This is a genomic window from Pseudonocardia adelaidensis, assembly GCF_039543345.1.
Lineage (GTDB): Bacteria > Actinomycetota > Actinomycetes > Mycobacteriales > Pseudonocardiaceae > Pseudonocardia > Pseudonocardia adelaidensis.
The window spans coordinates 43,588-68,708 of record NZ_BAABJO010000016.1; the positions used below are offsets into that span (position 1 = coordinate 43,588).

General features: G+C 73.5%; 26 protein-coding genes. 18 read left to right on the forward strand and 8 right to left on the reverse strand.

The window, feature by feature from the left end; translation table 11 throughout:
• Nucleotides 1-3: 3 nt before the first annotated feature.
• Nucleotides 4-948, forward strand: coding sequence for a prephenate dehydratase (gene pheA, locus ABEA81_RS21660; RefSeq protein WP_345607084.1), 945 nt, complete (start codon nt 4-6; stop codon nt 946-948).
• Complete coding sequence (locus tag ABEA81_RS21665) at nt 945-1,577, forward strand: histidine phosphatase family protein (protein WP_345607085.1); 633 nt, start codon at nt 945-947, stop codon at nt 1,575-1,577. The genes pheA and ABEA81_RS21665 overlap by 4 nt, the downstream gene beginning before the upstream one ends.
• Before the next feature lie 19 nt (nt 1,578-1,596).
• Here the strand turns inward: ABEA81_RS21665 and ABEA81_RS21670 are convergent, their stop codons facing one another.
• Together ABEA81_RS21670 and ABEA81_RS21675 are read right to left on the reverse strand one after the other, a co-directional pair.
• Nucleotides 1,597-1,935 carry a metallopeptidase family protein gene (locus tag ABEA81_RS21670; protein WP_345607213.1) on the reverse strand — a complete coding sequence of 113 codons (339 nt, stop codon included), beginning with the start codon at nt 1,933-1,935 and terminating at the stop codon, nt 1,597-1,599.
• Between the two features lie 65 nt (nt 1,936-2,000).
• On the reverse strand, nt 2,001-3,308 hold the full coding sequence (locus tag ABEA81_RS21675) for a septum formation family protein (RefSeq protein WP_345607086.1): 1,308 nt from the start codon (nt 3,306-3,308) through the stop codon (nt 2,001-2,003).
• A 286-nt stretch (nt 3,309-3,594) separates the two neighbouring features.
• On the opposite strand from ABEA81_RS21675, the gene ABEA81_RS21680 reads away from it, so the two are divergent.
• From ABEA81_RS21680 to ABEA81_RS21690, 3 genes are read left to right on the forward strand one after another with little or no spacing between them, the layout of a single operon-like run.
• Nucleotides 3,595-4,227, forward strand: coding sequence for a hypothetical protein (locus ABEA81_RS21680; protein ID WP_345607087.1), 633 nt, complete (start codon nt 3,595-3,597; stop codon nt 4,225-4,227).
• Nucleotides 4,228-5,394, forward strand: coding sequence for a glutathionylspermidine synthase family protein (locus tag ABEA81_RS21685; RefSeq protein ID WP_345607088.1), 1,167 nt, complete (start codon nt 4,228-4,230; stop codon nt 5,392-5,394). It begins immediately after the preceding gene.
• 17 nt (nt 5,395-5,411) lie between these two features.
• Complete coding sequence (locus ABEA81_RS21690) at nt 5,412-5,873, forward strand: DUF350 domain-containing protein (RefSeq protein ID WP_345607090.1); 462 nt, start codon at nt 5,412-5,414, stop codon at nt 5,871-5,873.
• 2 nt (nt 5,874-5,875) lie between these two features.
• On the opposite strand, the gene ABEA81_RS21695 is transcribed toward ABEA81_RS21690, so the two are convergent.
• Entirely contained in the window at nt 5,876-6,520 is a 645-nt protein-coding gene (locus ABEA81_RS21695) for an endonuclease (RefSeq protein ID WP_345607091.1), read from the reverse strand.
• A 66-nt stretch (nt 6,521-6,586) separates the two neighbouring features.
• On the opposite strand from ABEA81_RS21695, the gene ABEA81_RS21700 reads away from it, so the two are divergent.
• The 6 genes from ABEA81_RS21700 to rfbB all read left to right on the forward strand — a co-directional run bounded on the left by ABEA81_RS21700 (nt 6,587) and on the right by rfbB (nt 11,969).
• The gene (locus ABEA81_RS21700; protein ID WP_345607092.1) at nt 6,587-7,609 is read left to right on the forward strand and encodes a DNA polymerase III subunit beta family protein; all 1,023 of its coding nucleotides are present in this window, start codon (nt 6,587-6,589) and stop codon (nt 7,607-7,609) included.
• A gap of 33 nt (nt 7,610-7,642) precedes the next feature.
• Nucleotides 7,643-8,437, forward strand: a complete 795-nt coding sequence (locus ABEA81_RS21705) for an HAD family hydrolase (protein ID WP_345607093.1) — start codon at nt 7,643-7,645, stop codon at nt 8,435-8,437.
• 78 nt (nt 8,438-8,515) lie between these two features.
• On the forward strand, nt 8,516-9,154 hold the full coding sequence (locus ABEA81_RS21710) for a phosphatase PAP2 family protein (RefSeq protein WP_425570629.1): 639 nt from the start codon (nt 8,516-8,518) through the stop codon (nt 9,152-9,154).
• Nucleotides 9,151-10,074 (forward strand): decaprenyl-phosphate phosphoribosyltransferase, encoded by a 924-nt coding sequence (locus tag ABEA81_RS21715; protein ID WP_345607094.1) that lies wholly within the window; start codon nt 9,151-9,153, stop codon nt 10,072-10,074. Before ABEA81_RS21710 ends, ABEA81_RS21715 begins: the two co-directional genes overlap by 4 nt.
• Before the next feature lie 19 nt (nt 10,075-10,093).
• On the forward strand, nt 10,094-10,978 hold the full coding sequence (gene rfbA / locus ABEA81_RS21720) for a glucose-1-phosphate thymidylyltransferase RfbA (RefSeq protein ID WP_345607096.1): 885 nt from the start codon (nt 10,094-10,096) through the stop codon (nt 10,976-10,978).
• 10 nt (nt 10,979-10,988) lie between these two features.
• Nucleotides 10,989-11,969, forward strand: coding sequence for a dTDP-glucose 4,6-dehydratase (gene rfbB, locus ABEA81_RS21725; protein ID WP_345607097.1), 981 nt, complete (start codon nt 10,989-10,991; stop codon nt 11,967-11,969).
• On the opposite strand, the gene rfbD is transcribed toward rfbB, so the two are convergent.
• The 3 genes from rfbD to ABEA81_RS21740 are packed head-to-tail and all read right to left on the reverse strand — an operon-like array spanning nt 11,950 to nt 14,295.
• Nucleotides 11,950-12,795, reverse strand: coding sequence for a dTDP-4-dehydrorhamnose reductase (gene rfbD, locus ABEA81_RS21730; RefSeq protein ID WP_345607098.1), 846 nt, complete (start codon nt 12,793-12,795; stop codon nt 11,950-11,952). The two genes, rfbB and rfbD, sit on opposite strands and share 20 nt — an antisense overlap.
• Before the next feature lies 1 nt (nt 12,796).
• Nucleotides 12,797-13,345: a dTDP-4-dehydrorhamnose 3,5-epimerase family protein gene (locus ABEA81_RS21735; RefSeq protein WP_345607099.1), complete on the reverse strand. Its 549-nt coding sequence runs from the start codon at nt 13,343-13,345 to the stop codon at nt 12,797-12,799.
• Entirely contained in the window at nt 13,342-14,295 is a 954-nt protein-coding gene (locus ABEA81_RS21740; protein ID WP_345607100.1) for an NAD-dependent epimerase/dehydratase family protein, read from the reverse strand. The genes ABEA81_RS21735 and ABEA81_RS21740 overlap by 4 nt, the downstream gene beginning before the upstream one ends.
• A gap of 151 nt (nt 14,296-14,446) precedes the next feature.
• On the opposite strand from ABEA81_RS21740, the gene ABEA81_RS21745 reads away from it, so the two are divergent.
• From ABEA81_RS21745 to ABEA81_RS21770, 6 genes are read left to right on the forward strand one after another with little or no spacing between them, the layout of a single operon-like run.
• Entirely contained in the window at nt 14,447-15,052 is a 606-nt protein-coding gene (locus ABEA81_RS21745) for a class I SAM-dependent methyltransferase (RefSeq protein ID WP_345607101.1), read from the forward strand.
• A 27-nt stretch (nt 15,053-15,079) separates the two neighbouring features.
• Nucleotides 15,080-16,369: a lipopolysaccharide biosynthesis protein gene (locus tag ABEA81_RS21750; RefSeq protein ID WP_345607102.1), complete on the forward strand. Its 1,290-nt coding sequence runs from the start codon at nt 15,080-15,082 to the stop codon at nt 16,367-16,369.
• 45 nt (nt 16,370-16,414) lie between these two features.
• A complete protein-coding gene (locus tag ABEA81_RS21755) occupies nt 16,415-17,116 on the forward strand; it encodes a glycosyltransferase family 2 protein (RefSeq protein WP_345607103.1) in 702 nt (233 codons plus the stop codon).
• A gap of 6 nt (nt 17,117-17,122) precedes the next feature.
• On the forward strand, nt 17,123-17,545 hold the full coding sequence (locus tag ABEA81_RS21760) for a DUF2304 domain-containing protein (protein ID WP_345607104.1): 423 nt from the start codon (nt 17,123-17,125) through the stop codon (nt 17,543-17,545).
• Entirely contained in the window at nt 17,542-18,450 is a 909-nt protein-coding gene (locus tag ABEA81_RS21765) for a glycosyltransferase family 2 protein (RefSeq protein ID WP_345607105.1), read from the forward strand. The genes ABEA81_RS21760 and ABEA81_RS21765 overlap by 4 nt, the downstream gene beginning before the upstream one ends.
• The gene (locus ABEA81_RS21770) at nt 18,447-20,138 is read left to right on the forward strand and encodes a hypothetical protein (RefSeq protein WP_345607106.1); all 1,692 of its coding nucleotides are present in this window, start codon (nt 18,447-18,449) and stop codon (nt 20,136-20,138) included. The genes ABEA81_RS21765 and ABEA81_RS21770 overlap by 4 nt, the downstream gene beginning before the upstream one ends.
• Nucleotides 20,139-20,193: 55 nt before the next feature.
• On the opposite strand, the gene ABEA81_RS21775 is transcribed toward ABEA81_RS21770, so the two are convergent.
• Both ABEA81_RS21775 and ABEA81_RS21780 read right to left on the reverse strand, forming a co-directional pair.
• Nucleotides 20,194-21,825, reverse strand: coding sequence for a hypothetical protein (locus ABEA81_RS21775; protein ID WP_345607107.1), 1,632 nt, complete (start codon nt 21,823-21,825; stop codon nt 20,194-20,196).
• Between the two features lie 17 nt (nt 21,826-21,842).
• Nucleotides 21,843-23,789, reverse strand: coding sequence for a DUF6541 family protein (locus tag ABEA81_RS21780; protein ID WP_345607108.1), 1,947 nt, complete (start codon nt 23,787-23,789; stop codon nt 21,843-21,845).
• Between the two features lie 121 nt (nt 23,790-23,910).
• Between ABEA81_RS21780 and glf the strand changes: the two genes are divergently transcribed.
• Nucleotides 23,911-25,107 (forward strand): UDP-galactopyranose mutase, encoded by a 1,197-nt coding sequence (gene glf, locus ABEA81_RS21785; protein ID WP_425570630.1) that lies wholly within the window; start codon nt 23,911-23,913, stop codon nt 25,105-25,107.
• Nucleotides 25,108-25,121 lie beyond the last annotated feature (14 nt).

Genomic DNA, 25,121 nt, shown 5'->3' on the forward strand with positions numbered 1-25,121 from the left:
GACGTGACCCGCATTGCGTTCCTCGGGCCGCGCGCCACCTTCACCGAGCAGGCTCTGCGGTCCATGCCCGAGGCCGCCGGCGCCGACCTCGTCCCCGTCACCGGCTCGCCCGCCGTGCTGGCCGCCGTGCGGGACGGGTCCGCCGACCTCGGCTGCGTCCCGATCGAGAACTCGGTGGAAGGCGCGGTTCCGGCGGTGCTCGACGGTCTCGTGGCCGACCCGCCGCTTGTGATCGTGCGGGAGGCCGTGCTGGCGGTCCGGTTCGCGCTGCTGGTGCGCCCGGGTACGGGCCTGGGCGACGTGCGCACGGTCGCGTCCCACCCGCACGGCATCGCCCAGACCCGGGAGTGGATCGCCGCGCGGCTGCCGCATGCCACGGTGCTGACGTCCGCGTCGACGTCGGAGGCCGCCGCGCAGGTGGCCAGGGGCGAGTTCGACGCGGCCGTCTCGGCGCCGCTCGCGGCCGAGCAGCACGGGCTGGCGATCCTCGCCGACGACATCGCCGACAACGCGGGCGCGGTCACCCGGTTCGCGCTCGTGTCCCCGCCCGGGCCGCCGCCCGCGCCCACCGGGCACGACCGCACATCGCTCGCCGCCACCACCCAGAACCGGCCGGGCGCGCTGCTCGGCCTGCTCACGGAGCTCGCCGTGCGCGGGATCGACCTCACGCGGATCGAGTCCCGGCCGATCAAGGACCGGCACGCCGAGTACTGGTTCCACCTCGACTGCACCGGCCACGTGGCCGAACCGGCCATGGGGGAGGCGCTCGCCGCGCTGCACCGCAGGTCCGACCGCGTCCGGTTCCTCGGCTCCTACCCGCGGGCCGGCAACGGCGGGTCGGCGGCGGCCCCCAGCACGTCCCCGCTCCCGATCGGGGGCACGGACGCCGCACGGTTCGCGGCCGCCCAGAAGTGGCTCGAGGCCCTGCGGGCGGGGGGTGCCGCGTGAGCGCGCTCCGCCTCGTCATGGCGCGGCACGGGCAGACCGCGGCGAACGCGGGGCACGTGCTCGACACCCGCCCGCCGGGCGCCCCCCTGAACGAACAGGGCCAGGCGCAGGCGGCGGCACTGGCCGGGCGGCTCGCCGCCGACCCGGTCAGCGCGGTGTACGCCTCGGTGGCGATCAGGACGCAGCAGACGGCGGCGCCGGTCGCCGCGGCGCACGGCCTGGACGTCCAGGTGGCCGAGGGCGTGCACGAGGTGTTCTGCGGCGAGCTGGAGGGCCGATCCGGCCGCGCGGCCCTGGAGCGCTTCATGGCCGTCTACAACGCGTGGTGGACCGGCGACCTGGACGCCCGCCTCCCCGGCGGAGAGTCCGCGCACGACGTCCGGGACCGGTTCCTGCCGACCCTGGACCGCATCCTCGACGGCGCGCGCGGCGACGTCGTGCTCGTGAGCCACGGGGCCGCCATCCGCCTCGCCGCGGCCGCCCTGCTCGGCGACACCGCGGAGACGCGGTTCCTGCCCAACACCGGGCTCGTCGTGCTGCGTCCCGAGAACGGGGGCTGGGCGCTGGAGCACTGGGACGGGGCACGGCCCGTCGCGGGCGACGTCACCGCGGGGGGCACGCCCGGCTAGGAGGGTCCTGTTCGGGGCACTAGCCCCAGCCGAGCTCCTGCAGGGCCTCGTCGTCGATCCCGAAGTGGTGCGCCACCTCGTGCACGACCGTCACGGCCACCTCGTGCACCACGTCGTCCTCGTCGTCGCAGATGTCGAGGATGGCATCCTGGTAGATCGTGATCCGGTCGGGCAGCACGCCGCCGTACTGCGACGTGCGCTCGGTGAGCGCCACGCCCTCGTAGAGCCCCAGCAGGCGGGGATCGGTGTCGTGGCGGTCGGCGACCAGCACCACGACGTTGTCCATGGCCGCCGTGAGCTCGGGCGGGATGGTGTCGAGGGCGTCCGAGACGAGCTCCTCGAACTGGCGCCGCGTCATGTCCACGCGTCGATACTCGCACCGAGGGGCGGCCGCCGGGTGGACCCGGGCGGCCGCCCGCGACGTCACGGACCCGCGTCGGCAGGCGCCGGGAGGAGGGTCGCCTGAGGCGCTTCGGGCTTCTCCGGCTCCTCCGGCTTCTGGGGAGCGGCCGGGGTGGCCGTCGGCTTCTCGGGCTTCTCGGGCTTCTCGTCGGCCGGGGGCTCGCTGGTGGGGGCCGGGGTCGGCGTCGCCGTCGGGAGCTCCTCGGCGGGCGGGCCGTCCGTCGGGGGTGCCGGCGTGCTCGGCACCGGGGAGCCCGGGGTGCTGGTGGCCGGCGGGGCGGGCTCGTCGCCCACCACCACGTCACCCTTCACCGGGCCGGTGACGGGCGCGAACCCGCTCCGGTCGGGCAGGAGCGCGGCGAGGTTGCAGTTCACCTTGCGGCTGCCGGCCTTCCAGGACTCCTCGGTGATGTTGTCCCAGTAGACCGTGAGGCCCTTGTCCGAGATCGCGTCGGCGTCGCCCGCGTACTTGCCGGCGATCTCCGCGCACTGGGGCTGCAGGAACGCGTCCTGGTCACCGACGGCGGGGAACGCATCGGGGAACTTCTCCGAGAGGTCGACGACCCCGACGGTCTCGACGGCGTGCGGGCCCGTGCAGTCGACCGGGTCGCCGATCGTGCGTCCGTCGATGGCGAGGCAGGTGCCCGGCTCCTGGACGGCCGCCTGGTCGGACTCGGCGGCGCGACCCGAGAGCGGGAGGAGCGCGCCGGACCGCGACGCGCTCTGCACGCCGCACCGCAGCTCGCGGTCGCCGTCCGCCCACTTGGACGCCGACGGCTTGAGCGCGCCCACGCGGAAGCGGCCGTCCGGGTCGTACTTGCCGCGCAGGTAGTCGACCACCACGGGCTCGCACCGCTCGTTGACCAGCTGGCGCCACTGCCGGTCGTCCGGCAGCGCCATGTCGCTCGCGAGCGTGACCGAGCCGGCCTGCTCGAACAGGTGCGGCTGGGCGCAGTCGACGACCTCCGTGTCGGCGGCGTCCGGGCGGCTCCACATCAGGCAGGTGCCGGGGGTGGCGGGCGGCGGGGGCACCTCGTGCGCGCTGGAGCCGGCTGCCGCGGGGAGCGCCGCGAGCGTGCCCAGCACGGGCACGGTGGCGCCGGCGAACGAGTCGAGCGTGGCCACCCCGAGCATGGTGAGCGAGCCGACGAGGACGCCGATGACCATGCGGCGGACGAGCCGTGGTTCGGGCGTGCGCGACGGCGGTGGCGGAGGGGGCGCCGGACGCGCGGACGGGGCCGGGACGCTGTGTCGGCCGGTGCGGGCGGCGGGACCGACGTCGCTGAACGCCGCCGCACGCGCGGCGGCGAGGCGGTTGACGTTCGGCACGACGACGGTGGGCGCACCCCCCGGACGCCGTGCAGGACGGAGGTGCGGGGCACCTGCGTTCTGCGGCATCGGGGGCCGGCCGTGGGGAGCGGTCAGTCGGTCCATGTCGGCCGTCATCATGCCGTTACCTGGGGTCACGTCCAGGGGGCGGGGTGGATCTGCGCGACCATCGGTCGTCGGCGTGCTGCGAGCGTCAGCGTTTGCCGGTGGGTGGTGTCCAGGTACGGTTCGGCGCGCGGGACGGACCTGTCACCGGCCCGGGAGCACGGCCGAAGGGGGGATGAGCGTGCCCGACGAGAGGACCGACGGCGCCGGGGGACCGGACGAGCAGCCCGACGGTGCACCGGCTCCGGAGGAGAGCGCGCGGGGCCGGATGCGGTTCCAGGACGAGAGCACCACGCCGCGCGAGCCCACGCTGGCCGAGCGCCGCGCCCGTGAGGTCGCGGCCCGGCGCGCCGAGGAGGCCGAGCGCCAGGAGGCCGAGGACCGGGAGCGTTCGGCGCGCAAGCGCAAGCGCATCCTGATCGGCGCCGGTGTCACCGTCGGCGTGGTCGCGCTGATCGCCATCGGGTACTCGGTGGCGCAGCCCGACGACGAGGTGCAGGCCCAGTGCGTCGGCGAGGACGGCGTGATCGTCGACGACTCGAACTGCGTCACACCGGCGAGCGCGAGCGGTGGCGGCTACTACGGGGGCGGCGGTTTCTACCCGATCTTCATCGGGGGCGGCGGCCGGCAGTACCACTACACCTACGGCGGCAGCGGCTCCATCGGCCAGCACGTGCAGGGCGGCACCACCACGGTGCCCAGGGAGGGAACCCGCATCACGACCTCGTCCGGCAAGACCTTCTCCTCCGGCAGCAGCAGCGTGTCGCGCGGCGGCCTCGGCGTGTCCGGCGGCTCCTCCAGCAGCGGCTCGTAGATGGAACGGCACACCGGCGAGCCCCGGTCCGGCTGGGAACGCATCGTCCGCGAGCAGGGCATGGTCTTCAACACCCCGGGCCGCGGCGCCGACGGTGGGCCCCGGCCGTACTGGGACGAGTCGGTCCACTACTCCTTCTCGATGGACGAGGTCCTGTCGCTCGAGGCCGACGTCGAGGTGGTCCACGGGATGTGCCTCGAAGCCGTCGACCACGTCGTCACCACCGAGCGGTACCGCGACTTCGCCCTCCCCGAGTGGTGCTGGGAGGCCGTGGCGGCGTCGTGGAAGCGCAGCGACCCGCACGTGTACGGCCGCTTCGACCTGCGCTACGACGGCGGCGGCCCGGCCAAGCTGCTGGAGTACAACGCCGACACCCCCACCACGCTGCTCGAGGCGTCGCTGCTGCAGTGGTACTGGCTGAAGGACGTCCACCCCGAGGACGACCAGTGGAACTCCCTGCACGAGTCGCTGGTGGAGCGCTGGTCGCAGATCAAGGGGAGGCTGCCGGGCAGCGAGATCCACTTCACCTGGTCGGGTAGCGAGACCACCGGCGAGGACCACGTCACCGCCGGCTACCTGCAGGAGACGGCGGCCGAGGCCGGCCTGGACACGGTCGGGCTCGCCATCGAGGACATCGGCTGGGACGCCGCCCTGGACCGGTTCGTCGACCTCGAGGAAGCGCCCATGGCGGCGGTCTTCAAGCTCTACCCGTGGGAGTGGGCGCTCACCGACCAGTTCGGCAAGAGCGTCGTCCGCAGCCTGCCGGAGACGCTGTGGATCGAGCCGCTGTGGAAGTCGCTGCTGTCGAACAAGGCGCTGCTCGCCGTGCTGTGGGAGATGTACCCCGGCCACCCCAACCTGCTCCCCGCCTACCTCGACCAGCCGGGGCTCCTCACCGAGTACGTCCGCAAGCCGCGCCTGGGCCGCGAGGGCGCGAACATCTCGATCGTCGCGCCCGGCATGGAGCACCAGACGGGTGGTGTGTACGGCGAGGAGGGGTACGTCTACCAGCTCTTCGACCCGCTGCCGGAGTTCGACGGCTACCGTCCCGCGCTGGGTGCGTGGGTGGTCGGTGACACCGCGGCCGGGCTGGGCATCCGCGAGACCGTCGGGCTGGTCACCGACGACGGCGCGGCGTTCGTCCCCCACCGCATCCCCCCAACCTGACGCTCCCTGGACGCTTGATGGAGGTTCTCGTGACGCTCGCCCAGATCGGTCCGGGTTTCGGCGAGGTGATCGGCCGCGGCATCGGCGCGATCCTGCTCTACGCCGTCCTCGGCGTCCTGCTGATGCTGCTCGGCTTCTACGCCGTCGACATCACCACGCCGGGCAAGCTCAACCGGCTGGTCCGCGACGGGCTCCCCAACGCCGTGGTGGTCACCGCCGCCGGCATGGTGAGCATGGCGTTCATCGTGGTGGTCGCGATCTACACGTCGACCGGCGGGCTGCTCGAGGGCCTGCTCGCCTCGCTGATCTTCGGCCTGGTCGGGATCGTGGCGCAGATCGGCGGCGTGCGGCTGCTGGAGTGGGTCACGGGCATCGACATCGGCGCGGTGCTCGCCGCCGAGCGCATCCAGGCACAGGCCTTCGTCGTCTCGGCGGCCCACCTCGCACTGGGCCTCGTGGTGGCGGTCGCCATCCTCTGAGCTCAGGCAGCTGCCCTGACCTCGTCGGCGACGGACTTGTCCAGCGCCACCCGCACCAGCGCCGCGGCCAGCGGGGCGAGCTCCGGACCGGGGGCGAGGCGCGCCAGCGCGCCCGGGTCGGCGGGCAGCCCGACGCGGCGCGCGCCGTCGAGCGCCTTGCCGTCGATGGCGGGGCGCAGCTCGGGCCAGACGTCCTGCGCCTCGCGGCAGAAGATGTCCGCGCCCACCGGGCCGAGGCGCGGGAATCCGGTGAGCGCCTCCCGGATCCGCTTCGGGTCCTGGTCGGCGCTGTCGCGCAGCCTCCGCAGGTCGTCGCGGTACTCGCGACGCAGCAGCTCCGCGCCGTCGCCGAGCGCGGTGGCGGTGCTCTCGTCGTAGCGCTTGTAGCTCGCCCGCCCGAGCGCGTCCACGCGGTCCTGCCACGAGGCGTCGCGCATCTTCTCCGGCGTCCCCATCCCGGCGTCGGCGAGCGCGCGGGCGGCGTCCACCGCGATGTCGGCCTTGATGCGGGTCGAGAGCAGGACCGACAGCACGAGCAGGCGGTAGAGCGGCGCGGGGCTGTCCTTGAGCCGGATCCCGGCCTGCTCGGCGTAGGTGGTCCCGGCGCGGTCGAGCAGCGTCTGGAGGAGGTTCCGTTCGTCGGCCATGGCTGGGACTACCCGCGGGTGCGTCGGGTTGACTCTCGACCATGTCGAGGCACGAGGGTCGGTGACGTGGAGAGCTCGAACGGGGCACGCGCGATCGGCCGGATGGCCCGCGAGAGCGGCCTCTCGGTCAGCGCGCTGCGCTTCTACGACGGCGCCGGGGTGCTGACGCCCGCGCGCGTCGACCCGGCCACCGGCTACCGGTACTACACGCCGGACCAGGTGGTGCTCGCCCGGCTCGTCGCATCGCTGCGCCGGGTCGGGATGCCGCTGGCCGGGATCCGGGAGGTGTTGGCCCACCGGCACGACGCGGCCACCGTCGACGCACTGCTCGACCGGCACCTGCGCCGCCTGGAACAGGGGCTGGCCGACGCCCGCCGCGAGCTCTCCTCCGTCCGATCGCTCGTCGCACAGGAGGATCCCGTGCCGTCCACCACCGTCACCGTCCGCGGCCCCGAACTGGCCGCCGCGGTGCGCGCCGTCCGGTTCGCCGTCGGTTCCGACCCGGAGCTCCCGATGCTGTCCGGCGTGCTGTTCGACATCACGCCGGACGCCCTCACCCTCGTCGCCACCGACCGGTACCGGCTCGCCACCGCCACCACGCCCGTCGGAGCGCTCGACGGCCCGCCGGTGGAGGCCGTGCTGCCGGTGGCCCTCGTCGACCGGATCCCGGCAGCCGGGACGGTCTCGGTGACCGTCGCGGGCGGCTCCGTCCAGGTGACGGCCGCCGGCGAGGTGCTGCGCGGCGAGCCGATCGCGGAGCCGTTCCCCGACTACCGCAGGCTGCTGCCCGCCGGCGGCCGCCCGGTGCCGGTCGACGGCGCCGCCCTGCGTGCCGCGGTGGCAGCGGCCCCGGCGCGCCGGATGCGGCGCGACGGCACGGAGTACGAGGTGACGGTCCTGGAGGGCGGACCGGACGGCATCCGGGTCACCGACGGCCCGGGCGTCGCGGTGAACCGCGAGTTCCTCCTGGAGGCCCTGGACGCGGGCGGCGGGCAGCTCCTGCTGGCCCTCGACGGCCCGATCACGCCCCTGGCCATCACCACGGAGTCGCCGCGCTCGGTCTCGCTGCTGATGCCCGTGCGGCTCTGAAGCACGGCGGCGGCGCGAACGTAGTCTGGACGGGTGCAACCGCCCCGCCTCGTCGCCACCGACGTCGACGGCACCCTGCTCGACCCCGACGAGCGGGTGTCGCCGCGTGCGGTCGCCGTCGTCGAGCGGCTGGTGGCGGCCGGCGTCGGGTTCGTGCTGGTCACCGGGCGGCCGCCGCGGTGGATCCCGCCGGTCGTGGCGCAGCTGGACGTCGCGTCGCTCGCCGTGTGCGCCAACGGGAGCGTGCTCTACGACGCCGGGGAGGACCGCGTGCTGTGGGCCAGCACCCTCGCCCCGGACACGCTCGCGCGGGTCGCCGCGGCGGCCACGGAGACGCTGCCCGGGTCCCGCCTGGCGGTGGAGCGGGTCGACCCCGGTGCGCCGTTCGTCGCGGAGCCCGGTTACCGGCACGCCTGGGTCGACGGCGACGGGGTCGCGGCCGACCGCTCCGCGCTGCTGGGCAGGCCGGCGGTGAAGCTGCTCATCCGCGACCCGCGGCTGTCCAGCGACGCGATGGTCGCCGCACTCACCCCCGTGATCGGTCACGAGGCCGACCTCACGTTCTCGCACCCGCGCGGGCTCGTGGAGGTCTCCCCGCCCGGTGTCACGAAGGCCACCGGCCTCGCGGAGGTGGCGCGGCGGCACGGCGTGCCCGCCGCCGACGTGGTGGCCTTCGGCGACATGCCGAACGACCTGGAGATGTTGCGCTGGGCCGGCCACGGCGTCGCGATGGGCAACGCCCACCCGGCGCTCCTCGACGCCGCCGACGAGGTCACGGCGAGCAACGCCGAGGACGGTCTGGCGCTCGTCCTGGAGCGCTGGTTCTGACACGGTTCCGCCCACACCCGGCTACGCACGGTGACCGGGCGTAGCATCGGGCGACGACAGCGCACTCAGTGCGGCGCCGTGCCGCACGGATCACGCGGGCACACCGCCCGCCACGCCGTACTGGAGGCCCCACCTGTGGCCGAGCTCCTCGACCGCCCCGTCCCGCACGCCGCCCCGGTCCTCGACCCGGACGGCACGGTCGACGTCGCACCGGCCGCGGGCGAGGTGCGCGTCCTGGAGGCGGTGCAGGGTGCGCTGGGCCGCCCGCCCGTGGTGCGGGTCGCCCGCGGGATGTCGTTCTTCGGCGAGCACGCCGCGGGCTGGCTCGCCATGGGCGCGATCGGGGCGCTGGTGGACCGCAGGCGCCGCCGCGACTGGATCGCCGCCACCGCCGCGGTGGCCGTGGCCCACGGTGCGTCGGTCGGGGTCAAGCGCGTGGTGCGCAGGCCGCGGCCGGACGACCCGCGGGTGCAGGTCCACGTCGGCACGCCGAGCAGGCTGAGCTTCCCGTCGGCGCACGCCACCTCCACAACGGCCGCTGCGGTGCTGTTCGGCGCACTGCTGCGCAAGCCGCTCGCCGCCGCGCTCGTGCCGTCGATGGCGCTCTCGCGGATGGTGCTCGGCGTCCACTACCCCACAGATGTCCTCGCGGGCTCCGCGCTCGGCGCCGCCGTCGCGCTGGCGGCACGCAGGGCCATCCGGAAGGAACAGCGATGACCAGCACCGACGTGCCGACCGAACAGGCCGTGCCGCCGCCCCGCACGCCCGTGAGCGTGGCGCGGGGCGTGGTGCGCACGATGCGGCCCCGGCAGTGGGTCAAGAACGTACTGGTGCTGGCCGCGCCGTTCGCGAGCGGCGACCTGTCGCGCGAGGGCATCGTCGTCGAGCTCGCCGTGGCGTTCGCGGCGTTCTCGATCGCCGCGTCCGGCATCTACCTGATCAACGACGCGAACGACGTGGCCGCCGACCGCGCGCACCCCACGAAGCGCAACCGGCCGATCGCCGCGGGCATCGTCCCGCCCGGGCTCGCCATGGCCGTCGCGGCCGTGCTGCTGCTGGGCTCGCTGGGGCTGAGCTTCCTGGCCAGCGTCCAGCTGGCCGTCGTGCTCGCCGTGTACATCGCGGTGCAGCTGGGCTACTGCTTCTGGCTCAAGCACCAGGCGGTGCTCGACATCTGCATCGTCGCGTCCGGCTTCCTGCTGCGGGCGATCGCGGGCGGCGCCGCGACCGACATCGTGCTGTCCCAGTGGTTCCTGCTGGTGGCGGGCTTCGGCTCGCTGTTCATGGTGGCGGGCAAGCGGTACGCCGAGATGATGCTCGCCGAGCGCACCGGCGCGAAGATCCGCAAGTCGCTGGAGAGCTACTCGTCGTCCTACCTGCGGTTCGTGTGGGCGCTGTCGGCCACCGTGCTGATCACCACGTACTCGCTGTGGGCCTTTGACATCGGCGTCGTACGGCACAACCAGATGTGGTCGGTGATCTCGATCGTGCCGTTCGTGATCGCCGTCCTGCGCTACTCCGTGGACGTCGACTCGGGCAACGGTGGCGAGCCGGAGGAGATCGCGCTGGGCGACCGCGTGCTGCAGGTGCTGGCGGTGCTGTGGGTGGGCACGCTCACGCTCGCCGTCTACGTGTGAGCCGGGCGAAGGCGCCCGGATGAAGGGAATCGTCCTGGCCGGTGGGTCGGGCACGCGGCTGCACCCGATCACCCGCGCGGTGTCCAAGCAGCTGCTGCCCGTCTACGACAAGCCGATGGTCTACTACCCGCTGTCGGTGCTGATGCTGGCCGGGATCCGGGACATCCTCGTGATCTCCACCCCGCAGGACGTCCCGGCGTTCCAGCGGCTGCTCGGCGACGGCGGTGAGCTCGGCCTCTCCATCGGTTACGCCGAGCAGCCCGCGCCCAACGGGCTGGCCGAGGCGTTCGTGATCGGCGCCGAGCACATCGGGTCCGACCCCGCCGCGCTGGTGCTCGGGGACAACATCTTCCACGGGCCGGGCTTCTCCGGCCTGCTGCAGCGCTCGATCGCCGAGATCAGCGGGGGCGATGCGGGCTGCGTGCTGTTCGGGTACGCCGTGCGCGATCCGGAGCGCTACGGCGTCGCGGAGGCCGACGGCGGCCGGCTGTTGTCGATCGAGGAGAAGCCGCAGCACCCGCGGTCGAACCGCGCGGTCACCGGGCTCTACTTCTACGACAACGACGTCGTCGAGATCGCGGCCGGGCTCACCCCGTCGGCCCGCGGTGAGCTGGAGATCACCGACGTCAACCGCGCCTACCTGGAGCGCGGCACCGCCCGCCTGGTCGACCTCGGCCGCGGATTCGCCTGGCTGGACACCGGCACCCACGAGTCCCTGCTGGAGGCGGGCGAGTACGTGCGGGTGCTGGAGAATCGCCAGGGCGTGCGGATCGCGTGCATCGAGGAGATCGCGATGCGGATGGGCTTCATCGACCCGGCGGCGTGCTACGCGCTGGGCGAGCGGCAGGCGAAGTCGGGTTACGGCGAGTACGTGATGGACGTGGCGAAGTCGTTCGCCGGCTAGGAGGAGCGCGGTGCAGGTCCTGGTGACGGGTGGGGCGGGTTTCATCGGCTCGCACTACGTGCGGTCGCTGCTCGCCGGCGCGTACCCCGCCTACGCCGACGCCGACGTGGTGGTGCTGGACCTGCTCACCTACGCGGGCACGCTCACCAACCTCGCCGAGTGCGCCGCCGACCCGCGGCTGCACTTCGTCCGCGGCGACATCCGCGATCCGGACGTCGTCGCGGAGGTCATGACCGGCACCGACGTCGTGGTGCACTTCGCGGCCGAGTCGCACGTCGACCGCTCGATCGCCGGGGCCGCCGACTTCGTCTCCACGAACGTCGTCGGCACGCAGGTGCTGCTGCAGGCGGCGCTGGAACGCGGGGTCTCGCGGTTCGTGCACGTGTCCACCGACGAGGTGTACGGCTCGATCGACGACGGCGCGTGGCCCGAGAACCACCCCCTCGAACCGAACTCGCCGTACTCGGCGTCGAAGGCCTCGTCGGACCTGCTCGTCCGCTCCTTCCACCGCACGCACGGCCTCCCGGTCTGCATCACCCGCTGCTCGAACAACTACGGGCCGCACCAGTTCCCGGAGAAGGTCATCCCGCTGTTCGTCACCAACCTCCTCGACGGGAAGAAGGTGCCGCTCTACGGTGACGGGCTCAACGTCCGCGACTGGCTGCACGTCGACGACCACTGCCGCGGCATCCAGCTCGTGGCGGAGAAGGGCCGCGACGGCGAGGTCTACAACATCGGCGGCGGCACCGAGCTCACCAACAAGGAGCTGACGATGCGGCTGCTGGCCGCCGTGGGCGCCGACGAGTCGATGATCGAGCCCGTGGCCGACCGGTTGGGCCACGACCGCCGCTACTGCGTGGACTGGACCAAGATCGCCGACGAGCTCGGCTACGCCCCGCGGGTGTCGTTCGACGACGGTCTCGCCGCCACCGTGCGCTGGTACACCGAGCACCGCGGCTGGTGGGAGCCGCTCAAGAAGCGGACGAGCTGACGTACTCCGCGAGCCGCTCGCGCCAGTCCGGCAGCGCCACGCCTGCGGCGGCGGCCCGGGACAGGTCGAGCACGCTGTTGCGCGGGCGGCGGGCCGCGTGCGGCTTGTCGGCGAAGTACTCGGCGGTTGTGGTGTCGGTGACCCGCAGGTCGCCGTGCCCGGCCAGGGCGTACGTGGCCCGGGCGACCTCCGCCCACGACGCCGGCTCGCCCCCGCCCGTCACGTGGTAGCTGCCGTACGGGGCGCCGCTCGCCACGAGGTGCACGATCGCGCACGCGAGGTCGGTGGCGAAGGTCGGGCGCCCGATCTGGTCGGCCACCACGGACGGCTCGACGCCCTTCTCGGCCAGCCGGAGCATCGTGCGCACGAAGTTGTGGCCGTCACCCACCACCCAGCTCGGTCGCACCAGGTAGTGCCGCTCGACGGTCTGCACGGCGAGATCGCCCGCGGCCTTCGACGCGCCGTAGACCGACAGCGGGGCCACCGGTGCGTCCTCGCGGTACGGCAGGGCGGACCGGCCGTCGAACACGTACTCGGTGGACAGGTGCACCAGCGTGGAGCCGGTGCGCCGGCAGACGGCGGCGAGCGCGGCGGGACCGGCGGCGTTGGCCCGCCACGCCGCGATGCGTCCCTCGACGGTCTCGGCGCCGTCCACGTCGGTGAACGCTGCCGCGTTGACCACCGTGTCGTAGGCCGCCCAGTCGATCGTGGCGTTCGCGGCGTCGGCGATGTCGAGGTCGGACCGCCGCAGCGCGGTGACCCTCGGCAGCGCGGCCACGAGCGCCCGCCCCACCTGGCCGCCTGCCCCGAGCACCAGTACCCGCACGTCAGGCCCCCACCGGGGCGACGGCGGCCAGCGGTGGGTGGCCGCGGTCCTTGTCCGAGCGGATCGCCTCGTCCGCTCCGATGGGCCACTCGATGCCCAGCGCCGGGTCGAACGCCTGGATCAGCGTGTACCGCGCGTCCGGCGTCCAGTGTTCGTTCACCAGGTACGAGTACACGACGTCCGGCGTGAGCGTCTGGTACGAGTTGCCGCAGCCGCGCGGCACGAAGATCGCGTTGCCCGGGTGCAGCTCGAACGTCTCCACCCGTCCGAACGACTCCCCCGCCCGCAGGTCCACGATCGCGGCGAACGCCCTGCCGTGCGCCAGCGAGATGAACTTGTCCCACGGTTCGGCGTGGATGCCGCGCGTGACGCCCACCTCGGCGTTGTAGGAGACGTTGCTCTGCACGATCTCGAACGGCGGGAACCCCAGCGCCTCGAGCTTCGCGCGCTGGAACGTCTCCTTGAACCAGCCGCGGCCGTCGTGGTGCAGGACGAGGTCGATGTGCAGCAGGCCGGGGATCGACGTCTCCTCGACTCGCAGTTCGGTCATGCCGAGGGCTCCCCGGAGAGCGTGCGGACCCAGTCGAGGGTGGTGCGCAGCCCGTCGGTCAGACCGGTCGGCGGGGGGAGCGCGAGCTCGGCACGGGCGCGGGTGACGTCGAGGCAGCTGCGCTGGACCTCACCCGGCCGCGCAGGCCGGAACTCGGGCGCGAAGTCGGCCACGCCGGCCGCCGCGGCCACCGCCTCGGCGAGGGTGAGCACGTCCACCTCGGTGCCGGTGCCGACGTTGTAGACCTCGTGCGGGAGGTCCGTCGCGGCGGCGGCCGCCCGGTTGGCGGCGACGATGTCGCCGACGTACACGTAGTCGCGCGTCTGCCTGCCGTCCCCGAAGACGGTGGGTCGCTTCCCCGCGAGCACCCGGTCGCAGAAGATCGCGATGACGCCCGCGTCGCCGCGCGGGTCCTGGCGGGGTCCGTACACGTTTCCGTAGCGCAGGGTCACGACGTCGAGCCCGTGGCTGCGGCGGAACCAGCTGCCGTACCGCTCGACGGTGCGCTTGCCCAGCCCGTACGCCGAGAGCGGGTCGGTGGGCGTCGTCTCCGGGGTCGGGACGACGTCGGTCTCGCCGTAGATCGCCCCGCCGGTGGACGTGTTCACCACCCGCCGCGCACCCGCCGCCAGCGCCGCGGAGAAGACGTTGACCGAACCGAGGACGTTGATCGCGGTGTCGGTGGCCGGGTCGGCCATGGACTTCCGCACGTCGATCTGCGCCGCGAGGTGGAACACCAGTTCGGGCGCGAAGCCGGTGACGGCCCGGTGCACGGCCGCCCCGTCCCGGACGTCGAGCTCCACCAGCTCGGCGACGGGGGAGCCGGCCAGGTTGGCGGCGGAGCCGTGGCTGAGGTCGTCCAGCACGAGGACGTCGGCGCCGTCGGCGACCAGGGAGTCCACGAGGTTGGACCCGATGAACCCGGCCCCGCCGGTCACTACCGCGCGCACGGCGGGATGGTAGCCGCCGGGCCCACCGGAACACACGAACGGCACTCTCGTCCGACAGAGCTGTACGGGCGTGCCGTTCGTGCAAGATTCCCTACTGCTCCATGTGGGGGTGGCCGCGGACGGATGGTGGTCCGGCCGTCACACTGAGGTCGTGACTGCTCCAGAGGGTCGGCCGCGCACCGACGTCCCCGATTACGCCGAACGCCTGAAGAACCTGGAGCAGGCGCGGTGGAAGCAATGGCTGGACGTGCAGGCGCCGTACCGCTGGAACATCCGCCGTCTCGACCTCGGCCGCACCCTCGACGTGGGCTGCGGGCTCGGGCGCAACCTGGCACACCTCGGCGGGGCCGGGGTCGGGGTGGACCACAACGCGGCCTCGGTGGCCGTGGCGCGGGAGCGCGGGCTGCAGGCGTACACGTCCGAGGAGTTCCTCGCCGGCCCGCACGCGCGTGAGGGGGCGTTCGACAGCCTGCTCGCCGCGCACGTCGTCGAGCACATGTCCGAGGAGGACGCCGTCGGGCTGCTCTCCACCTACCTGCCGTTCGTGCGCAAGGATGGCAAGGTCGTGCTGATCACCCCGCAGGAGCGGGGCTACGCCACTGACGCCACCCACGTCCGGTTCTGCGGGTTCGCCGAGGTCGCGGCCCTGTGCGCCACGCTGGGTCTGACGGTGGCCCGGCAGTACTCGTTCCCGTTCCCGCGCCCGGTGGGGCGCGTGTTCCCGTACAACGAGTTCGTCACCCTCGCCCGGATCTGACGGAGCGGCGCGCACTACCGTAGGCCCGTGATCCCCGCCCGCCGGCTCGGCACCGCGGCACATCTCGCCGCGGGGCTCGGGGTGCTCGGTGCGGCGGGCTACGCGTTCGTCGCGGTGATCGGCCACGTGTTCCACGGCCCGGCCGACGCGGGCGCGCTCACCGCCCTCATCTCGCTGTACATGCTCGTGAACATCATCGGTCCCGGCGTGTTCGCCGCACTCGAGCAGGAGACCAGCCGGTCCGTCAGCGCCGCAGCGGCCCGGGGGGAGCCGCTGCGCCCGGTCGCCCGCCGTGCCGGGGTGCTGGCGCTGTGGTCGTTCGCCGCGCTCGTCGCGGTCGTGCTCGTGGCGTGGCCGCTCGTGCTGGGCCGGGTGCTCGAATGGCGTCCGGGCCTGCTCGCCGCGCTGCTCGTCGCGATCGCGGGCTCCGGGGCCGTGTACTGGGCGCGGGGCCTGCTCGGTGGGCAGCAGCGCTTCACCGCCTACGCGCGCACGCTCTACGTCGAGGGCGCGGTCCGGTTGCTGCCCTGCCTCGCCCTGCTGGCGGCCGCCCTGGAGGAGCCCTCCGCCTACGGCCTGGCGTTCGCCATCGGCTCGGCGGTCGCCGCGCTGAGCGTCTGGCCGGCGCTCAACCTGCCGCCTGCGGGCGTCGGCCCCACCCCCGACGGCATGGGCCGCTCGCTGCTGTACCTCGCCGGGGCCATCGCGCTCAGCCAGCTGCTGGCGAACCTCGCCCCGGTCGTCGTCACCTACCGGTCCCCCGAGGACCTGGTGGCTGCGGCCGTCTTCGGCTCGACGTTCGTGCTCGCCCGCGTGCCGCTGTTCCTGTTCGCGCCGGTGCAGGCGGTGCTCCTGCCGCAGGTCACGAGGGCCGCCACGATGGGCCGTCGCGACGAGCTGACCCGTCGGCTGTGGCAGGTGCTCGGGCTGGTGACCGGACTCGGCGCGCTCGGGGTGGCCGGGTGCGTGTGGCTCGGCCCGTGGGCCGCCGAGCGGCTGTTCAACACCGCCTACCGGCCGTCGGTGGGAACCCTCGCCCTGCTCGGCACGGCCACGCTGGTGATGATGCTGGCGCTCGTCGTGCAGCCCACGCTGATCGCGCTCGCGCGTCAACGTACGGTCACGATCGGGTGGATCGCGGGTTCGATCGTGTTCCTCGTGGTACTGGTGGTGGGGCCCGAGCCGATTGCCGCGGCCCTCGTGGCCCAGCTCGTCGGCCCGCTCGTGGTGCTCGTCGTACTGCTGGTCGGAGTGCTCCGCGCGCTGCACGCGCCATCCGCGGGCGTGGGTGCACCCCCCGCCACGGGGCGCCGGTAGGTTGGCGCGGCCATGCCAGGAGAGATCGACCCGGAGGAGACCGGTGTGACCACCGTCGACGGCAGGCGCAACGAGGACGTCTGGGTCGTGATCCCGGTCTTCAACGAGGCGCCGGTGCTCGAGTCCGTCGTGCGGCAGGTCCTGACGGTCTTCCCCAACGTCGTCTGCGTCGATGACGGCAGCGGTGACGGGTCGGCCGAGGCCGTGCTGCGCACCGGCGCCCACCTCGTGCGGCACCCGGTGAACCTCGGCCAGGGCGCCGCCCTGCAGACCGGCCTGACCTACGCCCGCGTGCAGCCCGGCGCGCAGTACTTCGTCACCTACGACGCCGACGGCCAGCACCGGATCGAGGACGCCGCCGCGATGGTCGACCTGGCCCGGTCCGGCGCGGTCGACGTGGTGCTCGGCACCCGGTTCGCCGACCACGCCGAGTCGGTGCCGCTGATCAAGCGGCTCGTGCTGCGTCTCGCGGTGCTGCTCAGCCCGGCGGGCCGCAAGCTGCGCCTCACCGACGCGCACAACGGCCTGCGGGTGCTCACCCGCCCGGTGGCGGACCACCTGCAGATCACCATGAACGGCATGGCGCACGCCTCGGAGATCGTCTCGTACCTCGGGCGCTCGAAGTGGCGGGTGCGGGAGATCCCGGTGTCGATCCGCTACACCGAGTACTCCCGCAGCAAGGGCCAGTCGCTGCTGAACGGGGTCAACATCCTCTTCGACCTGTCCGTCCGCCACCGGGGAGGCTGACCAGCCGTGCTCATCCAGTTCGTCCTCGTGCTCGCGGTCCTGACGATCATGTACGTCTTCGTCCGCAGCTCCCACGCGATCTACGTGCAGGCGAGCAAGCGGATCGCGCTCGTGCTGTTCGCACTGGCGAACGTCTACGCCGTGATGCGGCCGGACGACCTCTCGGTGATCGCGCACTTCCTCGGCGTCGGGCGTGGCACCGACCTCGTGCTCTACGCGCTGGTCGTGGCGTTCATGGCCGGGATGTTCAGCATGTACCAGCGGTTCCGGGTGGTCGACCGGCGCTACACCGAGCTGGCACGCACGGTGGCCATCCGCGAGGCGGAGCTCATCAACAAGGAGCGCGGGCTGCACTCGGCGCAGATCGTCAGCGTGGCCACCGGCGACGGCGACCGCACGTCGGTGGGGGCCGAGGACGGCACTCGGTGACCACCGCCGGGCTCACCGTCGACGTGATGCTGCCCCACTACGGGCGGCTGGACCTGGTGCAGGACACCGTGCGCAGCGTGCTCGCCCAGGACGACCCGAACTGGCGGCTCACGATCATCGACGACACCGGCGAGTCGGCCGACGGCGCGCTCGCCGAGTGGTGCGCGGGCCTGGGCGACGCGCGCGTGCGCTACCAGCTCAACCCCCGCAACCTGGGCATCAACCGCAACTTCCAGCGGTGCGTCGACCTGGTCGAGCACGAGCTCGCCGTGCTCGTCGGCAACGACGACCTCATGCTCCCCGGCTACATCGGCACCGTGCGACGCGCGCACGCGGCACACCCGGACGCCGCGATCATCCAGCCCGGCGTCGAGGTCGTGGGCGCCGACGGCGCGCCCGCGCGCTCGCTCGTCGACCTGGGCAAGCGCTGGGTCTACGCACCGCGGGTCACCGAGGCCACCATCCTCTCCGGGCAGGAGCTCGCGGTGAGCCTGCTGCGGGGCAACTGGCTGTACTTCCCGTCGATCTGCTGGCGCTCCGAGCCGCTGCGGCGCACCGGGTTCCGCGAGGGCGTCGACGTCGTGCAGGACCTCGCCCTCGTGCTCGACCTCGTGCTCGACGGCGAGTCGCTGCTCATCGAGCCCACCACGTGCTTCCGCTACCGGCGCCACGACGCCTCGGTGTCCTCGGCGCACGCCGCCGACGGCAGGCGCTTCGCCGAGGAGCGCACCTTCTTCCTGGAGACCGCCGACCGGATGGCCGCGCGCGGGTGGCCGCGCGCCGCCCGCGCCGCTCGCCGGCACCTGTCGTCGCGGATCAACGCGCTCACCCGGCTGCCGGCCGCAGCCCGGCACGGCGGTCTCGGCGGCGTCCGCACGCTGGCCCGCCACGCCTTCGGCGCGTGACGGTGGCCCACCGGGAACCGGTGGCCCGGCGCGTGGCCACCGTGTCCGCCGAGCCCGCGCAGGCGTCGTGGTGGCTGCGGGTGGCCGTGGCCGTCGGGGTGCCGACGGCCGCGTTCGGTGCCCACGCCCTGCTCTACGGCCGCTGGATCGTCGACGATGCCGGGATCACGTTCGCGTACGCCCGGTCGATCGCGTCCGGGGCGGGTCCGGTCCTGCAGCCGGGGGCCGACCCCGTCGAGGGCTTCTCGAACCCGGCGTGGCTCGGCATCCTGGTGGTCGCTCGCTGGGTCGGGCTGTTCGACCGCGGTGCGTGGTTCGGGGTGCCCGACTACGTGGCGTTCCCGAAGCTCTTGGCGCTGGTGCTGGTCGCAGGCGTGTTCGCCTGCTGCTACGCCGTGGCGTCGGCCATGACCCGCCGCCCCGTGCTGGTGACCGCCGCCGCAGGCCTGGTGACCGCGGCCGTGCCGTCGTTCGTGATCTGGACCGTGTCCGGGCTGGAGAACGCGCTGCTGGCGCTCGCCGCGGCCGGGATCGCGGCCGTCCTGGTCCGTGCGGTCGTCGCCTGCCGCCTGCTCGAGCCGGTAACCGCCGTGTGGTGCGGGCTGCTCGCCGCACTCGCGGCGCTCACCCGCCCGGACGGGCTGGTCTACGCCGGGGCCTTCCCGCTCGCGGTGCTCCTGCTGCTGCACCGCGCCGACCTGGGGCGCGCCGTGCGGGCCGCCGCGCTGAGCCTGCTGGTCTTCGCCGTGCCGACCGGCGCCTACCTGGCCTGGCGGCTCGCGGTGTTCGGGGAGTACCTGCCGAACACCGCGATCGCCAAGGCACAGGGACTGCCCGGCCTCGCCGCCGCCACCCGACCCGGCGAGCTCGTGACCTACGTCGGCTGGCCCGCGGCGCTGCTGGCCGTCGCCGCCCTCGGGGCCGCACTGGCCGGCCGCGACACCCGGCGCCGCGCGCTCGTGGTCCTGCTCGTGCCGCTCGCACTCGCCGTGGTGGCCTTCGGGGTGCTGGCCCCGGACTGGATGGGCCAACTCCGGTTCGCCACGCCGGTGTGGCCGCTGGGGGCGCTCGCGGGGGTGGTCGCCGCCGGGCTGGCCGCGCCCCGGCTCGCGGCGCGCGGCCGGCTCGTCGTCGCCGTGCTCGCGGTGGCGGCAGCGGCCGTCTCCGGGCTGGCATTGGTCGACGGTGCCCGGGCCTTTCGCGCGGCCCCGACCGCTCCGCTCTGCCTGGTGGCCCAGAACACCGGGTGGGCAATCAACTCCTATGCGGAGCTCGTCGACGTCCCCGATCCCGTTCTGGCCGCGCCCGACCTCGGCGGCGCCGCGCTCGTCAGCGATCTGCGACTGGTCGACGTGGTCGGGCTCGCGGACGAACGAATTGCGCGTTTCTGGGCGGCGGGCGACCTGGCCGGCCTGCGTACCCACATCCTCCGCGAGGTGCGCCCCACATTCCTCACGCTCAATCCGGACTGGGCGCGGTTGACGGGGCTCTCCGCCGATCCGCGGCTCGTCGCGGATTACGACAAGATCGCGACGAGCCCGGCGGGTGTCACCGACTGGGTGCGTCGCGATGCGCTCGGGCCGGGGGAGCTCGCCGCGCTTCGCATTCGCTCGGCCGAGGCGGTCGTGGCCGACGAGGATGCCCGCCGATCGCCGCGGGCATCCTGCGGGGACGTGCTCGCCCCGTAGGGGCGGATGTCGCGCCCAGCCCATGATCGCGGGGACTCGTGGCCCGCGATCGGGTTCAGCTCCGGGGCGGCCAGTCGCCCCGGAGCAGCGCCCCCGGATCGGGGGCGCACCCGCCCGGCCCGCTGTACTCCGGGCACGTCCCGTCCGGCTCCCGCACGTGCTGCGCCACGTAGGCGAGCAGGCCGACCGAGCCGTCGTTGCGCGGCAGGTACCGGTCGGCCGTGGCCGACCCCATCGAGAGGGCGAGCAGCAGCGCGGCGCACAGGGCGCCGACGGTCGCCATCGCGTTCCGCGGGACGTGCCCGTTGCCGGTGGCGGTGCGGGCGCGCCACGCGTCGTGCAGCCGCCTGCCGCCGTACCGCCCCGCGAGCACGACGAGCAGCAGCAGGCAGAAGAGGATCTCGGCGCTGGTGCGGGGGTAGAGCTGCACGGTCTGCGTCTCGTACATCTGCGAGGCGATCGCGAGCCGCAGCACCCACGCACCTGCCAGCAGGGTGCCCGCGGTGAGCACCGCGGTCCGCCGCCCGGCCAGCGCGACGGCCACGCCGAGGCCGACCACCAGCAGCGCCGTGAACACGCCGACGCCGGCGAGCTCGCCCGGTGGCGGCCACGGGCCGACGTTCCCGGGCAGGTCGTTGCGCCACATCGCGATGTAGGCCGGTTCGACGGCGGTGTCGAAGTAGAAGTAGCGGTCCTGCACCGTGCCCGCGGCGGCGATCAGGCCGAACAGGTGCGGCCACGCCACGGCGAGCAGGCCGGCCACCGCCGTCCCCAGCGCCGCGAGGCCGCGCACCGGGGCGCGCCACGGGAACCGGACGAGGACGGCGACCAGCGCGCCCGGCGCCGACCAGAGGAACCAGCCGGAGTACACGCTGAACAGCACCCCGAGGGCCACGCCGGTCGCGGCGCCCGCGAGCGCGAGGCGGGTCCACGTCAGCGAGCCGGCCCGGCGGAGCACCCGCAGGAACGCGACCAGCAGCGGCACCAGCGCGACCAGCACCACCGTGGTGTACGGCTTGTACGGCTCCAGCAGCGGCATCGCCGCGACCAGCGCCACCGCGAGCGCCCACACCGGCGTCAGCACCAGTCGCCACGACAGGTAGGCCAGCGGCCCGAACAGCGCGGTGCCCAGCACCTGCGACGTGCGCAGCGCGCCTGCCGTCGAGTCGCCGGTGAGCTCCGCCCAGCGCGCGATCAGGTGCAGCGCCACGGGCGGGTAGTCGGCGGGCACCGGGCGGCCGGCGAGGATGTCGTCCGCCCACCGGATGAGCTGGCCGGAGTCACCCCAGTTGGCGAAGAGCGCCCACGTCGTACCGTGCAGTGCCAGCACGATCCCGCCCGCGACGAGCCCGGTGGCGAGCCCGGCGACGGCGGCGCACGCGATCCGCCCGACCACCGCGAACACCCGCGGGTGGCGCGCCGTCGCGACGCAGGCCACGAGCACGGCGAGGCCGAGCAGGACGAACCGCAGGTCGAGCGCGGCGAGCCCGCTCACCTGGCCGACCCGGTCCAGCGGGTCGACGGCCACCGACCGGCTCAGCTGCACCGAGCCGAGTGCGGCGCCCACGCAGGCGGCGACCTCGCCCGCGGCGACCACGAGCCGCGCGCGGGGGCCCGGCGCGTCGGCGGCCGGGGCGGCGGCCGGAAGGGAAGGCCCGTCCGTCCCCGCTTCCGTCCGCGCAGACACGGCCGCAAGGTTATTCCCTACGACGGCCGTGCCTTGATCCGGTAGATGACGGCGTCCCTGTTCCGGTACACCGTCTGGAGCCAGGGGGCGTCCTCCAGCCCGAGCAGGCCGGGGGCACGGCGCCAGTCGGTGCGGACGAAGCCCCGGCCGAGCATCACGTACGAGACGTCGAGCCGGGCGACGGCCGCGCGCACCGAGCGGTCCACCGGATAGCGGTTGAATCGCGTGTTCAGCAGCTGCGCGTCGGGCCCGATGCCGGAGAAGTTGTAGAAGCCCGCCACCGGGTGCACGCCGGCGATCGCGTACATCCACACCGAGCCGTCGCCGCGGTCGTTCATGACGCGCTGGTCGGGCGGTACCAGCGTCGCGAGCACGCGCATCGCGTCGACCTCCAGCGACGACACGACGGGCCCGTCCGGGGCGGACAGGCGCATCCGCGCCACGTTGCGACCCAGGTACAGGTCGTCGCTCGCCACGACGAACAGCGTCAGGACCATGCCGGCCGCCACGACCGACGCCGCGGTGCGGGCCAGGCCGGGTGGGCCGGCGTCGACCTTCTCGGCGAGCGCGCTGAGACCGGCCGCGGCGTCGCGCTGGAGCTCGGCGAGGCCGTGGCCGGCCAGCACGGCGATGGGCACGACGCACAACCCGATGAGCCGCCACTGGTCGTTCCACCAGGGCCGGGTGATCGTGTTGACCCACGGCTCGTCCGACGACGCGGCGAGCACGAACATCGTGCCGAAGATGAACCCCGAGGCGAAGATCCAGCGCAGGGCGCCCAGCCGCCGGACCGCCGCGATGCCGATCGCGGCGACGAGCACCAGCCACCACTGCGGGCGGAGGCCGTCGTGGGCGAGCCCGAGCAGTTCGCCGAGGGCCTCCGACTGCGTCAGCTCCGCGGGCCAGTCGTACACCGGCTCGCCGGACACGCTGCCCAGCGAGCCGAGCAGCTGGGGCAGCGCGAGCAACGCGGCGATCGCGCCCGCGGCGAGCACGAGGAGCGGCTCGCGGAGCAGCAGGCGGGGCCTGGCCGCCCAGCGCTGCACCATCGCGGGCATGACGAACACGGCCGCGGTGAACAGGGTGGCGGGGTTGAGCGCGATCATGCCGAGCAGACCCAGCCCGAACAGGAGCGCGCGGCCGATCTGCTGCAGACCACGGGAGTCGAGGACGTCCACCAGCAGCACGGCCGCCAGCGGCATGAGCACCGCGCCGGTGACGAACGGGAGCAGCGGCCCGCGCCACAGCATGTCGTAGAACGAGGTGAAGGCGACGCTGCAGCCCGCCGCGGCCACGGCGAGCACGGCGCGGCCGCCGAACCGGTGCACCAGCGCGACGATGGTCAGCGCGCCCATCCCGGGCAGCAGCACGGTGTGCGCGTTGAGCACGGTGGGGACGTCCGCCCCCGTGATCCGCAGCACCACCGCCGCCAGCAGGTGGTAGGCGTTGGGGTAGAAGACTTCGACGTCGTCCTCGTACCAGTTGACCTTCGCCATCCCCACGAGGCTGCTGTCGCCCGTGTCGGCGATCCACCGGATGCCGTTGGCGTGGAACGCGGCGTCCCAGTCCTGCGGGATGGCGGACAGGTGCCCCACGCCCGCCCAGATCACGGTGCCGCCGAGGACGACGATCGCGCCCAGTGCCACGGCCACGCCGACGTGCGTCCAGAGGTCCCACACCGCCGGCCCGGTGCGGTCCGCGGCGCCGTACCGCTGCAGGATGGCGAAGCGCGCGAGCACCGCGAGTGCGCAGAGCACGACGAAGAGCAGCCCGGCGCTCGTCGGCGACCACCCGATGCCCAGCGCGGCGAAGAGCGGCCCGAACAGCCCGGCCGTGGCGTAGGTGAGCAGCGGGGCGCCTGCGGCGAGCGTCCAGCCGCGCAGCCCGGCGAGCCCGCCGAGCACCAGGCCCGGAACCCACAGTGTGAGCACGTACAGCGCCACCACCTGCGCGCCCGCACCCACCTGCTGAACCCCCGGATCCCTGCGTCGCCGGAACACGGCGACCGGCGCGAACCTACACGCCGGTGGATGGCGTCGGAGGTGATGCCAGGGTCGGGGCGTGGCGGGTCGCCCACTACCCTCGGTGGGCGTGACCTACGCGGGATACGACCTCGTCGTCGTCGGCTCCGGCTTCTTCGGCCTCACCGTGGCCGAACGGGCCGCCGCCGAGCTGGGCAAGCGGGTGCTCGTGCTCGAACGGCGCTCGCACATCGGCGGCAACGCCTACTCCGAGGTCGAACCGGAGACGGGCATCGAGATCCACCGGTACGGCGCCCACCTGTTCCACACCTCGAACGAGCGCGTGTGGGAGTACGTCAACCGCTTCACGAGGTTCACCGGCTACCAGCACCGGGTCTTCGCCCGTGCGGGTGACCAGGTCTACGCGTTCCCGATGAACCTGGCCCTGATCAACCAGTTCTTCGGTCGCAGCCACACGCCGGACGAGGCACGGGCCCTGATCGCCGAGCAGTCGGCCGAGTTCGACACCGGGGACGCCAAGAACCTCGAGGAGAAGGCGATCTCGCTGGTCGGCCGCCCCCTCTACGAGGCGTTCATCAAGGGCTACACGATCAAGCAGTGGCAGACCGAGCCCACGAAGCTCGACCCGTCGATCATCACGCGGCTGCCGGTCCGGTACACGTTCGACAACCGGTACTTCAACGACACGTACGAGGGGCTCCCGGTCGACGGGTACACGGCGTGGCTGGAGAAGATGGCCGACCACCCGAACATCGATGTGCGGCTCGACGTGGACTACTTCGAGGTGCGCGACGAAATCCCGCCGGGCACCCCCACCGTCTACACCGGCCCCCTCGACCGCTATTTCGACTTCTCCGAAGGCGAGCTGGGCTGGCGCACGCTCGACTTCGAGCAGGAAGTGGTCGAGACGGGCGACTTCCAGGGCACCCCGGTGGTGAACTACAACGATGCCGAGGTGCCGTACACGCGCATCCTCGAGTTCCGCCACTTCCACCCGGAGCGGGACTACCAGACGGACAAGACGGTGATCGTGCGCGAGTACTCGCGCTTCGCCGAGTCGGGCGACGAGCCCTACTACCCGATCAACACACCAGACAACCGGACGAAGCTGCAGCGCTACCGCGACCTCGCCCGCAAGGAGACCGCCAACGCGAACGTCCTGTTCGGCGGCCGGCTGGGCACGTACAAGTACCTCGACATGCACATGGCCATCGGCTCGGCCCTGACGATGTTCGAGAACCGGCTGCGGCCCTACTTCAGCGAGGGCAAGGCGCTGTCGGGCACCGAGTCGGAGGACTGAGAATCAGCGACCCC

Coding starts and splice junctions, on each gene's coding strand:
- rfbA (WP_345607096.1), top strand. CDS start 10,094: ATGAAGGGAATCGTCCTGGCCGGTGGGTCGGGCACGCGGCTGCACCCG.
- ABEA81_RS21735 (WP_345607099.1), bottom strand. CDS start 13,345: ATGACCGAACTGCGAGTCGAGGAGACGTCGATCCCCGGCCTGCTGCAC.
- ABEA81_RS21670 (WP_345607213.1), bottom strand. CDS start 1,935: ATGACGCGGCGCCAGTTCGAGGAGCTCGTCTCGGACGCCCTCGACACC.
- ABEA81_RS21690 (WP_345607090.1), top strand. CDS start 5,412: ATGGAGGTTCTCGTGACGCTCGCCCAGATCGGTCCGGGTTTCGGCGAG.
- ABEA81_RS21715 (WP_345607094.1), top strand. CDS start 9,151: ATGACCAGCACCGACGTGCCGACCGAACAGGCCGTGCCGCCGCCCCGC.
- ABEA81_RS21695 (WP_345607091.1), bottom strand. CDS start 6,520: ATGGCCGACGAACGGAACCTCCTCCAGACGCTGCTCGACCGCGCCGGG.
- ABEA81_RS21685 (WP_345607088.1), top strand. CDS start 4,228: ATGGAACGGCACACCGGCGAGCCCCGGTCCGGCTGGGAACGCATCGTC.